Consider the following 12,532-nt stretch of genomic DNA (forward strand, 5'->3'; position numbering starts at 1 on the left):
CTATATCCTTGTTTCATCTGGCAATATCCTATTCACGGAAGCGCGCAAGGGCTAAATCAATCATCTGATAAATCAGCTTAATGACCGCCGTATCCCTATTTAAAATAGGGATTAACGGTCGTCCGCACCGTCATTGTGCAACTGCTCCGGTATCGAACATTAAAAGCCCTTATCAATCCCGTCAATCGACAAAACCCCCGCAGTCAGACGAAAATTCACCGGTTATCGGCTGCGCCATAAAAATAAAATCAGCCATTATTATTGGCTATCGCCCCCGATATATTGCGCATAGAGACAGTGAAATAAGTTAAGTTTATGTCCGGGTTTACATAGATAATAATTTCTTATTTTATAAGGTGGCATGATATATGCTTTTCAACAAAGGAATAACTTAAACCGCCAGCCTATCAAGGGGAATGACATGGACGAAAATTTATCCGAGAAAAAAACATATTTTATGAAAAAATATACGATTCCCGTGTGTGCCGCGCTGTTATCCGCACTAATAAAACCCGTATTCGCGGAATCGCTGAAGGTGGGCGCAGACCTCACCTACCCGCCTTATAATTATATTGAAAATCATAAAGCGGCTGGTTTTGATGCGGAATTTATCAGCATGGTGGTAAAAGAACTTAACGTAACGCCGGAATTTATCGACACGCGCTTCGCTAATCTTATTATGGGAGTGAACAACGGAAAATTTGACGTTATCGCCTCTTCATTATATATGACGCCAGAGCGAGCAAAACAGATCGACTTTATTCCCTATGTAAAAACCGGCGGTGTATTAATCGCCAGAAAAGGCGATGCCTTTCAGCCGACGGAGCTCGGCATGCTATGCGGGAAAAAAGTCAGCTCAATCAAAGGCGCCGCGTGGGTGTTTAAAATGGCCCGGGAATCTAAAACCCTGTGTGTCGATAAGGGGCTGAAACCGATTGATATCAGAGAGTTTCCAACGGCCCCGGAAGCAAGTCAGGCCGTCATGTCCCGGGCTGTCGATGTGCAGTTTGACGATTCGGCGGTGGCATTCGATGTCGCCAAAAAAACGCAGCGGCTGACCGTAAGCAGCGGCATTATTTATCCTATCCTCATTGGACTGGGCGTGAAAAAAGGTAACGAAGAGACCTATAAAACGCTTGATGCGGCGGTAAAAAAAGTCGTCCAGTCGCCAGAATATAAAACATTGCTGACCAATTATAATCTCACGGCTTCCTCGCCGAGCGAGGTTGAAGCCGCACTCAACGGCACGCTTCAGTAAAGGAGAACATGCCGGTTAACAGGGCTTATTAGCCGCCGGCATTTAATTAATAAATCCTGTCGGGACGGTAATGACGCCTCGGGAGTATTTTTTTAAACCATAACGATACGGACATTCTCACTGGGTGAATTTATCCAATTTTTACCCTATATGAGTCTGTTCCGGATAACGACTGGCCACAACAACGGTGTTTCCTGACGCCGTAATAAGAGCCATGGCGATATTTATCAGCAGATAAGCGCTGTTAAATCTTCTTGGGCGATATTTAATCCCAATCAGATGCCCTGCGCCGCCGAATGATGATTGGCGTTATTTCAGAACAGGATGAATTATGGATTTTGATACTCATTATTTCATAGAGCTATTTTCTTATTATGACTTTTGGCAAGCGACGCTGGTCGTCATTGCATTAAGCATCTCCTCGTGGATCGGCGGCAACCTATTAGGACTTATTCTTGCGCTGGCAAAACAGTCCCATTTCACCGTAATCAGCGCCATAGCAAAATTATATATCTGGTTCTTCCGCAGTCTGCCGCTGCTGGTCTTAATCATCCTCATCTACAACTTGCCTCAGTTCTTCACCTCGACGTCGGACTTGCTTTCATCACCGTTCATCGCCGGATTAATATCATTAATCTTATGTGAATCCGCCTTTATCGCCGAAATTTATCGCGGCGGGCTGATGTCGGTGCATAAAGGACAAATTGAAGCGGCGAAATCGCTCAATATTAACTACCTCGGGATCCAAAGATGCATCATCATTCCCCAGGCCATACGCATCGCGCTGCCTTCGCTGGCTAATGAATTCATTGTTATCGTCAAGCTGACCTCATTAGTTTCCGTTATTTCATTAGGCGAAATACTGCTTGTGGGGCAACGGCTTTACACGCAGAACTTCAAAGTGATTGAAACATTACTCGCGGTTTCGTGTTACTACATTCTTATCGTTACTGTTTTTGACCGCATCGTCTATCTGCTTGAAAAATGGATGGATACCAGCCAAAAAAGCCACAAGTCCCTCAGCGCCGGGGAGCTGGCGCTGGTTGAAGCGCAGCCGACGGCGCCCGTCCTTCAGGAGGCGAGGAAATTTGATAGCAGCAAGCATCGCGTCACCATGCAACTTAACGATGTAAGCAAACGCTATGGCAATAAAACCGTCCTGAAGAATATCAATCTCGATGTTAAAAAAGGCGAAGTTATCTCGATTATCGGTCCGTCAGGTTCAGGAAAAACGACCTTAATCCGGGCTATGAATGGCTTGGAGCCTCTCGATGAAGGCCTGATTATGCTTGATGATAAACTTTTCCTTCAGCCTACCGCCAATGGCCGGCCGGATAAAAACTACTATCAGCAAGCCGATAAAATCGGCATGGTTTTTCAGGGGTTTTACCTCTTCCCGCATAAAACGGCGTTGGACAACGTGACGTTCGCCCCTCTATACCATCACCTGGGCGCCAAAGAAGACATCCAGATGCAAGGGTTAATATTGTTGAAAAAGGTGGGCCTGCTTGAACATGCGCACAAATATCCGCATCAGTTATCGGGAGGGCAACAACAACGCGTTGCCATGGCCCGCGCGCTGGCCATGAAACCGTCGATCATGTTGTTTGACGAACCGACATCGGCTTTAGATCCGGAACTGGTCGGCGAAGTGCTGAAAGTTATCGAGGATCTGGCGCAAGAGGGCATGACCATGGTTATCGTCACTCACGAGATGTCTTTTGCTTTCAAAATCTCCGATCGCATCGTCTTTATGGAAGATGGCAATATTCTCGCTATTGGCACGCCGAATGAAATTCATCATTCCAGGGATGTAAGACTAGAAAAATTTCTTCATAGTCAAAAGCATGCTCTTAATCATCTTAATCTTTGATTAGCGCGTCATCGCGATAATTCATTTAAAAACAGCGTCAAATGGCGAGTGGATATGCCTGGGATATACTTATCAAGATAACAAGGTAAGCGAGCGCCGCTATTGCCGGAATCAGGCTAAAAACATATTTACCGCGTCTGACTATTAATTTCACGAATTGATTAATAAATAGAATGAGGTTTTTTATGATTATCAGTACGGATAAAACGGACGTTCCGGATAAGGGCGTGGAAAAATATGCGCCGTTCAATGCATTCGCGCTGCAACTGACTGAGCAGGATGAGAAAAGAGAAGCCATCACGCAGGCATGGGAACTGCCGGAACAGGACGTCGTCACGCGTCTTTTTCATCAGGCTAAAATGTCTGATGATCAAAATACAAAAACGCATCATCTTGCGCATTCGCTTGCCTCATCATTACGCAATAAAAAAGTCAGCACGGATCGCGCGTCAATAATCCAGAATTTATTACAGGAATATTCGCTCTCTTCAAAAGAGGGCGTGGCTCTGATGTGCCTGGCCGAAGCCTTACTCAGGATCCCCGATGACTATACCCGTGATTTATTAATCCGCGACAAAATCATGGGACGAAACTGGAAAGCCCACTTCGGCAAAAACCGATCTCTTTTTATTAATGCCGCGACATGGGGATTATTAATTACCGGCTCGCTGGTGCGTTACAATGACCCCAAAGCGATGTCGGGCAGTTTAAAAAAAATCGTCGCCAATGGTTCATCCCTGCTTATCCGCAAGGCGATGGACGCCGCCATGCATATCATGAGCGGACATTTTGTTACCGGAGAAACGATATCGCAAGCGTTGCAGTGCGCATCCAGCATAGAGCGCCAGGGATTCACCTACACCTATGACATGCTGGGTGAAGCGGCGTTAACGCAAAGCGACGCGGAAAATTATATTCAGCGCTGCCAGAACGCGTTACACGAGATCGGTCAATATTCCGCCGGAAAAGATATCTATTCCGGCGCCGAATTTTCACTCAAGCTATCGGCGCTGCATCCGCGCTATAGCCGCCATCAATATGACCGGCTGTTTGATGAAATCTATCCAACGTTGAAGTCGTTAGTCCTGCTGGCCAAATCCTATGATGTCGCCATCACGATTGATGCCGAGGAAGCCGATCGCTTAGATATTTCATTGGATTTATTGACTCGCCTGTGCAACGAACCCGAACTTCAGTCCTGGGACGGAATTGGTTTTGTCGTTCAGGCCTATCAAAAACGCTGCGCTTACGTCATTGAATTTCTGAAAGACCTGGCGCAAAAAAGCCGGCGGCGACTGCGCGTGCGTCTGGTTAAGGGCGCCTATTGGGACAGCGAAATAAAACGGGCGCAGATTGCCGGGCTCGACACCTATCCGGTGTTTACGCGCAAGGTCTACTCCGATGTTTCCTATCTGGCGTGCGCCGCCTCGTTACTGTCGGCGCCCGAATGGTTTTATCCGCAGTTCGCCACGCATAACGCCCACACGCTTGCCGCCGTCTATTATCTGGCCGGAGAGACCTATCATCCCCGGCAATATGAATTTCAATGTTTACATGGCATGGGCGTACCGCTTTATCAGGAAGTGGTCGGCAGTGAAAAACTGAACCGTCCTTGCCGTATTTATGCGCCTGTCGGCTCACACGAAACCCTGCTGCCTTATTTAGTTCGGCGCTTACTGGAAAATGGTTCGAACAGTTCCTTCGTCAACAAAATCGCCGACCCTGCGATCTCAATTGATGATTTGGTTGCCGACCCGGTGGCGGAAGTTGAAAATTTAGCCAGGCACGAGAACGCCATTGGCTTGCCGCATCCCAGGATTCCATTGCCCAAAGATATTTATGGCGCGGGCAGAAAGAATTCTTCCGGTTTGAATTTATATAGCGAAAAATGCCTGCGTCATTTAGCCGCGATATTGCTAAAAAGCGCTCAGACGCCGGTTAACGCGGAACCGATCGCCGCGGAAAAATCCGCGCTCGCGCCGCGAACGCCGGTTATCAATCCCGCGGAATCGCGAGACATAATTGGCTTCGTGAGCGAAGCGACCGATACCGATATCTCAACATCGCTGACGGCGGCGGCAAGGGCCTGCGCCGGTTGGGCAAACGTCGCTCCCGCGCAACGGGCGGAAATGTTGGGTAAAGCCGCCGACATGATGGAACAGCGCATGTGCGAACTGATCGGCGTGCTGATCAGGGAAGCAGGAAAAACAGTCACTAATGCCATCGCCGAAATCCGCGAGGCGGTGGATTTCCTGCATTACTATGCCGAACAGGTGAAAAGCGCATTTTCCAATGATACGCATATCCCACTGGGGGTGATTGTTTGCATCAGCCCCTGGAATTTCCCCTTAGCCATTTTTACCGGGCAAATAGCAGCCGCGCTGGCGACCGGGAATACCGTTATCGCCAAACCCGCCGAGCAAACGCCGCTTATCGCTTATCTGGCGGTAAAAATTCTGCACGAGGCCGGCATTCCGATTGATGTGCTGCAACTGTTGCCCGGTCAGGGTGAAACGGTTGGTGAAAAACTGATTACGGCTGCAAGCGTGAACGGGGTTATGTTTACCGGCTCTACCGACGTCGCCGCCATTATTCAAAGAAAGATCGCCACTCGCTCAGACGCACAGGGAAAACCGATACCGCTTATCGCGGAAACGGGCGGCATTAACGCCATGATTGTTGATTCTTCGGCGCTGCCGGAGCAAGTCATCAATGACTGCATCATTTCAGCATTCGACAGCGCCGGTCAGCGCTGTTCGGCACTGCGTTTGCTTTGCGTACAAAACGACGTTGCCGACCAGATGTTAACCGCATTACGCGGCGCCATGATTGAATACCGGATGGGGAATCCGGAACAAATCGCCACCGATATCGGGCCGGTCATCGATGCGGACGCCATGCGCAATATTGAGTCCTATATCGACCAGATGAAAAATAAAGGTTTTTATGTTTATCAGGCCAGCCATAACGCCGAGCGGAATAATGCGGAGAAAAAACAGGGCTATTTTATCACGCCGACATTAATTGAAATAAAAACCATCGAAGACCTCAATAAAGAGATATTCGGCCCGGTACTTCACCTTCTGCGTTATGACAGTCGGCAGCTTCCCGAACTGGTTGAAAAAATTAACGGCTTAGGTTACGGCCTGACCTTCGGCATTCATTCGCGGATTGACGACACCATCGGCGGCGTGGCCAAACGGATCAACGTCGGTAATTTATATATTAACCGTAATGTGGTGGGCGCCGTGGTCGGCGTTCAGCCTTTCGGCGGCGAAGGTTTATCCGGAACCGGGCCGAAAGCGGGCGGGCCGCTCTACGTTTATCGCTTACTGGCGCAGTGTCCTGCCGACGCGCAAATACAAGGATTGCGCTATACCGCCGTAGCCGAGCCGGAAAAACTGGACGCCGGATACGCGCAACGCCGCGCGCATACCGCGCTCTTGGCATGGTCGCAGCAACACGACGGTAAAATCCATCAGTTATGCCAGGCGTTCAAAGAAAACAGCGCGAGCTACACCAATAGCCATTTACCCGGTCCAACCGGAGAAGAAAACACCTATAAACTGTTGCCCAGAAAACGGGTGTTATGTCTGGCGGCAAACCAGCAAGACCTGCTGACGCAGTTGGCTGCGGTAACCAGCGTGGGTTGCCGGGTGCTGTGGCCGGATAGCGCACAGAATAAGGCGGCCTATAACTCATTGCCTGATGCGGTTAAAGAGATTGTTGATATTGTGCCTGAGGCAACGCTTTTCACACACGACTTTGACTCGGTGATACACCACGGCGACGCGGCATCGCGGCAAGATGTCTGCATCAAGGTCGCCGAACGCAAGGGCGCGATTGTGTCGGTGCAAGGGCTGAATAGCGGCGAAACGGCTATCCGTCTTGAACGTCTTCTTATCGAACGCGCCACCTGTGTGAACACGGCCGCGGCGGGAGGAAACACCCGTCTGATGACGCTATGAGCGAATGATTCAAACCCCAGGCGTCGGGCCAACCGTGATGGTTCGCCCGACGCGTTGAATCACCCCTTACGCCGACTGCCATCTCATCCCTGGGATTCTCCCTTGCAGGACGGCGCAGCTAACGTTCAGCGCCTTATCTCTCTGTACGCTTCCCCCCGTCCTCACCGTTCTGCTTGCGCGGCGTGGTTTCGCAACCGTCCGCGCGCGATGATAGCGGCCAATAAAGACTCAATCACGGAAATTGGTAAACTGGAAAGGTTGCCCCAGATCGGCGCCGCGCACCAACGCCATCACGCTTTGCAAATCGTCGCGCGATTTCCCGGTCACCCGCACCTGCTCGCCCTGAATCTGCGCCTGCACCTTCAGTTTGCTGTCTTTAATCAGCTTAACGATTTTTTTCGCCAGCGCGCTTTCTATGCCCTGTTTCAATTTGGCGTCGACGCTATAGGTTTTGCCGCTATGATCCATCTCTTCAGGGACCTCCAGCGCGCTGCCCTCAATGCCGCGTTTCAACAGCTTTTCACGCAAAATATCAACCAGTTGCTGAACCTGAAAATCCGATTCGCTGGCGGCTTTGATGCTTTGTGATTTTTCGTTCAGTTCAAAGCTGGCCGGCACATTGCGGAAATCCCAACGGGTGCTCAGCTCACGCGTGGCGTTATCCACCGCATTACGGACTTCCTGCATATCAATTTCCGAAACAATATCGAAAGATGGCATAATCAATCTCCTGACAATTTTGACCGGCAAGCATAATAACCGCTCCTTTTCTCTATACCCAACAGATTTCATGATGCGAGACTGCGTCAAATGCGCATATCCCTGATGCCGGACATTCGGGGAGCCAAGACACCCGCAGCTTGAAAGGTGAAGGTTATAAACGGATAGTAGCCTATATTAAGAACGCTTGTTCCCGAGTCAATTAAGGGAGAATCACATGAAAATAACCGTTCTTGGTTGCGGTGCGATCGGGCAGCTATGGCTGGCGGCCTTGCATCAACAGGGTCATGATGTTCAGGGGTGGCTGCGTATTCCACAACCTTTTTGCCCGGTTAATGTGGTCCAACTGAATGGACAGCACTGTAATCTGAATCTGACCGCGAACGATCCCGATCATCTGGCGCACAGCGAGCTGTTATTGGTTACGCTAAAAGCCTGGCAGGTTTCCGATGCCATTATCTCATTACTGCCGCAGTTGAATCCGCATTGCACTATTTTGTTATTACACAACGGGATGGGGACGTATGAAGAACTGCCGCCGCTCAGTCAACCGGTCATTTTAGGGGTAACGACGCATGCCGCTCGCCGGGATGCCACGACCGTCGTTCATGTCGCCGCAGGCACCACCCACATCGGTTCGGTTAATTCGCTTAACAATGCCGATGCGCAAAGCGGCCTGGCGGAGATTCTGCATCAGGCCTTACCCGACGTCGCCTGGCATAACAGCATTACCGTGACCTGCTGGTTGAAGCTGGCGGCTAACTGCGTCATCAACCCGCTCACCGTCCTCTATCATTGCAAAAACGGCGACCTGCGGGATCGCCAGCCGCAATTGGCGTCGCTTTGTCAGGAAATTGTGGAAGTGATGGAGCGGGAAGGCTTTCATACCTCAACGGAGAGTCTGCTGATCTACATTAATCAGATCCTTCAGAACACTGCGGCCAATACGTCGTCCATGCTACAGGACATCCTGGCGCAGCGGCATACCGAAATTGACTATATCACCGGTTATCTGCTGCGGCGGGCGCGTATTCACGGCCTGACGCTGCCTGAAAATAGCCGCCTGTTTGAAACCATCAAGCGTAAGGAAAATGAATATGAGCGCATCAGCACTGGTGTGTCTGGCTCCTGGTAGCGAAGAAACCGAGGCGGTCACGACGATAGATCTGCTGGTCAGGGCGGGTATTCAGGTCACCACCGCCAGCGTGGCCAGCGACGGCGACCTTGAAATAACCTGTTCCCGCGGCGTCAGACTGTTGGCCGATGCCCCGCTGGTCGCTGTTGCCGATCGCCATTTCGACGCGCTGGTTTTACCCGGCGGGCTACAGGGCGCCGAATGTTTTCGCGATAGTCCGCTACTGGTGGAGTGCATTCGTCAGATGCATCAGGAAGGAAAAATCGTCGCCGCGATATGCGCCAGCCCGGCGCTGGTGCTGGAACATCACCAGCTGTTTCCTGTCGGAAACATGACCGGTTACCCGGCGTTGCAGGATAAAATCGCGCCGGAGAAATGGATGGATAAACGGGTGGTCTACGATCCGCGCGTCAGCCTGCTGACCTCGCAAGGGCCGGGTACCAGCATGGATTTCGCCCTGAAGCTGATTGACCTGCTGCTGGGCAAAGCGAAAGCGGCCGAGGTAGCGGCGCAGCTGATTCTGCCGCCCGGTATCTATAACTTTGCAGATTGACTCGCCAGGGACGACAATGCCGCCCCACGGGCGAGGCGGCATTGATCAATCATCATGCTGTTTTATCGGGCGCGTTGCCGTTCCAATTCCAGCGCGCCCCGGTGAGACAGATAGCAGAAAATAATGCAGCAAATGACGCCGCCCATCAGCAGATAAAAACCGCCATGCCAGCCTGACTTATCGACGATAAAACCAAACAGACTGGTGCCAAGGCTGGCCCCCAGGATATAGCTCATAAATCCGCGCAGGCCGACCGCAGACCCCACGGCAAAACTGGGAACAATCTCCATGGTTTGCACGGAAGCCAGAAATTGCGGCACATAAATCAGGCAGCCCACAACCGCGGCGAAGAAAGTGACCACCAGCAATGAATCCGATTTCCAGTATCCGAACAGACAAATGAATATCAACGCCATACAAATCATCGCCAGCGGCATACGACGTCCACGGAATAATTTATCCGACAGCCATCCGGCGAATAAGGTTGACGGGATCGCCGCCCATTCAAAAAACAGAAACGCGACGCCCATTTCACTTTTGCTGAAATGTTTTTCGCTTAACAGATAGATGGGCAACCAGCTAATGACGCCAAAGCGCACCATATAGACAAAGACATCGACAAAAGAGATGTACCAGGCGTGTTTGTTTTTCAACACATAGGTACAGAAGATCTGCCAGGTGGTCATATTTTCCGGCGCGGCATGAACCTGTTTCGCGCCATCAATGACAACTTCGTCCTTGATGATCTCGGGCAGCGGAGGCAAGCCTTCACTAACGGGCGAACCTTTGCCAATCAGCAGCACCACGCCCGCCATTAACATCGCAATCAGGGCGGGTACGATATAGCTGGCGGTCTGCCAGTGTTCGCTGCCCAGAAAAGCGAATGCGGTGCCGACTATCGGCGCGACCACCCCGCCGCCCACATTATGAGAAATATTCCACATCGCGCCGACGCGTCCCCGCTCGCGCCGGGGGAACCAGTTCGCAATGGTGATAAAGGACGGCCCGACGCCCATACCCTGGAAAACGCCATTAAATATCACCAGCAGGCTGAAGAGCCAGAACGCGCCGCTGAAGCCCATGCCGATATTGACCAATGCGCACAGCAACAGCCCGATAGCCATATACGCTTTCGGATTCGCTTTATCCGCCAGGCTGCTCATCACGCCTTTACTGATGCCATAGGTAATCAGCATACAGCTGCTAAGCAAGCCAATCTCCGTCGCACTTAAATGTAAGTGTTCTTTTAAATACGGCGTGGAAAGCGTGAAGTTATTACGAACAATATAATAAGATAAATAACCAAGAAAAACGCCCAAAAGCGCCTGAATTCGATTACGCTGATAAACTGCCATAATTTTACTATCAGGAACTTTATGCGTTGCGACTTTGGGTTTAATAAATGAAAACATAATTTCCCCTGGTACGACTAATAATAAAGACAAATAGCCATCAACCCAAGTAAAACGCTTGGGTGAAATATGAATGGAATAAACGAAGCTAGATAAAAATCACATAAACTGAGGTTTCATTCGACTCCACTACGGCATGCGCACAGCATGAATAGATTGCGGCGCGGATGCAACCGCCCGATATTGAGTCAAATTTGACTCAAAAATAAAAAATCACGCGTCGATATTATCTCAATTCAATTTTTTTATTTCACATCACCCCGGTTAAAATGGTAAAAAATGGAACAAATACGCGTTAAATCCTTTATTCTCTATTTTTTATTTTTTTGATGCGAGTCACACAAAACAGGTGTAAAAATGCGTTCGTTCCGGCTGGTAACGCTCTGGCTTATAAACTTTCTGATGTTGTCGCCGCTGTGGGCGAATGAATTGGTTATCGCCACCACCTTCTCGCCCGAGGCAACGGCGAATATTCTGTCTCACTGGCAACGGCAATCGCCATCCATCCCTGTTCGCGCGCTAAACCGCACCAGCTCTTCGCTGGAGCGTTTGATGGATACGCCATTAAACGACGGCGTCGATCTGATCCTGACGTCATCCCCCATGCTGATGCAGCATTTACAGGATCAGCAACTGCTATCGCCGCTTCCGGCGCTTCCCCCGGAAAGTCAGCGGCTGGTTCCCGACTCTATCCGCGGCAGCGCCGCCGCTATCGCCATCTCCGGGTTCGGCATTCTGGCTAATGCCGCCGCGCTGCAAGAGAGAAACCTGCCGCCGCCGGATAGCTGGGATCGGCTAAAAGATCCTCGCTATCAGTCGTTGATTCTGATGAGCAACCCTTCCCGCTCGGATACCAGCCATCTGATGATTGAAATGTTGCTGCAAAAACAAGGATGGCGAGAAGGCTGGTCGACGCTAATGGAAATTTCCGGCAACCTGGCGACCATTTCCTCACGCAGTTTTGGCGTCGCCAGCAAAATAAAAACCGGGTTGGGCATGGCCGGTCCGATAATTGATAATTACGCCACGCCGCTGTTAAAAGATCCCTATCTGATATTTCGTTATATTCCCCACTCCGGCGCCGCTCCTACGTTTATCGCCGTTGCCCGTAATAGCGCGAATAAAGAGCAGGCGATACGTTTTATTCACTTTTTACTCGGCAAACAGGGGCAGGAGATCCTCTCCGATACCGATACGGGTAAATTCCCGGTTTTTCCTCTGCCGACAACCAATCCGCGCGCCCAGCAACAATATATTCTGCTGCAATCATCGCCGCCCGATTACCGCCGCATTTTACTACGCCAGAAATTGGTTCAGCGGCTGTTCGATACCGCCATTACCTTCCGCCTGAATCAGTCTCAGGATGTCTGGAAAGCGCTGCATAACGCGGAAGCGCGTCTTCATCGCCCGTTGCCCGACATTCGCGCCCTACTGACCGCCATGCCCGTCAGCGCGCAACAAGCCGACGATGCCGAATACCTGCGGCAGTTCAACCCGTCGACGGACAATACCGCGCCGCTTGAATCACGCTTAATAGAATGGCAGCAGTTTTTTCAGCATCAACAGCAGTCGGCGCTTCAGCTACTGGAGGCGGCGCAGTGATTAAATTCTTT

Annotated in this window: 8 protein-coding genes; 6 read left to right on the forward strand and 2 right to left on the reverse strand. The window is 50.6% G+C overall.

Annotated elements, in window-relative coordinates; translation table 11 throughout:
- Nucleotides 1-361: 361 nt before the first annotated feature.
- From ABRZ26_RS07145 to putA, 3 genes are all read left to right on the forward strand, one after another.
- Nucleotides 362-1,258: a transporter substrate-binding domain-containing protein gene (locus ABRZ26_RS07145; RefSeq protein WP_319603558.1), complete on the forward strand. Its 897-nt coding sequence runs from the start codon at nucleotides 362-364 to the stop codon at nucleotides 1,256-1,258.
- Between the two features lie 331 nt (nucleotides 1,259-1,589).
- Nucleotides 1,590-3,131, forward strand: a complete 1,542-nt coding sequence (locus ABRZ26_RS07150; RefSeq protein WP_319603559.1) for an amino acid ABC transporter permease/ATP-binding protein — start codon at nucleotides 1,590-1,592, stop codon at nucleotides 3,129-3,131.
- 185 nt (nucleotides 3,132-3,316) lie between these two features.
- Nucleotides 3,317-7,099 (forward strand): trifunctional transcriptional regulator/proline dehydrogenase/L-glutamate gamma-semialdehyde dehydrogenase, encoded by a 3,783-nt coding sequence (putA, locus tag ABRZ26_RS07155; protein ID WP_319603560.1) that lies wholly within the window; start codon nucleotides 3,317-3,319, stop codon nucleotides 7,097-7,099.
- Between the two features lie 228 nt (nucleotides 7,100-7,327).
- Here the strand turns inward: putA and ABRZ26_RS07160 are convergent, their stop codons facing one another.
- On the reverse strand, nucleotides 7,328-7,819 hold the full coding sequence (locus ABRZ26_RS07160) for a YajQ family cyclic di-GMP-binding protein (protein WP_319603561.1): 492 nt from the start codon (nucleotides 7,817-7,819) through the stop codon (nucleotides 7,328-7,330).
- A 217-nt stretch (nucleotides 7,820-8,036) separates the two neighbouring features.
- On the opposite strand from ABRZ26_RS07160, the gene panE reads away from it, so the two are divergent.
- Both panE and yajL read left to right on the forward strand, forming a co-directional pair.
- On the forward strand, nucleotides 8,037-8,954 hold the full coding sequence (gene panE, locus ABRZ26_RS07165) for a 2-dehydropantoate 2-reductase (RefSeq protein WP_319603562.1): 918 nt from the start codon (nucleotides 8,037-8,039) through the stop codon (nucleotides 8,952-8,954).
- Nucleotides 8,917-9,507 (forward strand): protein deglycase YajL, encoded by a 591-nt coding sequence (yajL, locus tag ABRZ26_RS07170; protein ID WP_319603563.1) that lies wholly within the window; start codon nucleotides 8,917-8,919, stop codon nucleotides 9,505-9,507. Before panE ends, yajL begins: the two co-directional genes overlap by 38 nt.
- Before the next feature lie 62 nt (nucleotides 9,508-9,569).
- On the opposite strand, the gene pgtP is transcribed toward yajL, so the two are convergent.
- On the reverse strand, nucleotides 9,570-10,919 hold the full coding sequence (pgtP, locus tag ABRZ26_RS07175) for a phosphoglycerate transporter PgtP (protein WP_319603564.1): 1,350 nt from the start codon (nucleotides 10,917-10,919) through the stop codon (nucleotides 9,570-9,572).
- A 357-nt stretch (nucleotides 10,920-11,276) separates the two neighbouring features.
- On the opposite strand from pgtP, the gene ABRZ26_RS07180 reads away from it, so the two are divergent.
- On the forward strand, nucleotides 11,277-12,521 hold the full coding sequence (locus ABRZ26_RS07180) for an ABC transporter substrate-binding protein (RefSeq protein ID WP_413556151.1): 1,245 nt from the start codon (nucleotides 11,277-11,279) through the stop codon (nucleotides 12,519-12,521).
- Nucleotides 12,522-12,532: the final 11 nt, after the last annotated feature.

The organism is Brenneria sp. L4-2C (assembly GCF_040240335.1).
In the GTDB taxonomy this organism is placed as follows: domain Bacteria; phylum Pseudomonadota; class Gammaproteobacteria; order Enterobacterales; family Enterobacteriaceae; genus Brenneria.

What these genes read in the sequence shown, in the direction of transcription:
- ABRZ26_RS07145 (WP_319603558.1), top strand. Translation starts at nt 362, where the DNA reads ATGATATATGCTTTTCAACAAAGGAATAACTTAAACCGCCAGCCTATC.
- ABRZ26_RS07150 (WP_319603559.1), top strand. Translation starts at nt 1,590, where the DNA reads ATGGATTTTGATACTCATTATTTCATAGAGCTATTTTCTTATTATGAC.
- putA (WP_319603560.1), top strand. Translation starts at nt 3,317, where the DNA reads ATGATTATCAGTACGGATAAAACGGACGTTCCGGATAAGGGCGTGGAA.
- ABRZ26_RS07160 (WP_319603561.1), bottom strand. Translation starts at nt 7,819, where the DNA reads ATGCCATCTTTCGATATTGTTTCGGAAATTGATATGCAGGAAGTCCGT.
- panE (WP_319603562.1), top strand. Translation starts at nt 8,037, where the DNA reads ATGAAAATAACCGTTCTTGGTTGCGGTGCGATCGGGCAGCTATGGCTG.
- yajL (WP_319603563.1), top strand. Translation starts at nt 8,917, where the DNA reads ATGAGCGCATCAGCACTGGTGTGTCTGGCTCCTGGTAGCGAAGAAACC.
- pgtP (WP_319603564.1), bottom strand. Translation starts at nt 10,919, where the DNA reads ATGTTTTCATTTATTAAACCCAAAGTCGCAACGCATAAAGTTCCTGAT.
- ABRZ26_RS07180 (WP_413556151.1), top strand. Translation starts at nt 11,277, where the DNA reads ATGCGTTCGTTCCGGCTGGTAACGCTCTGGCTTATAAACTTTCTGATG.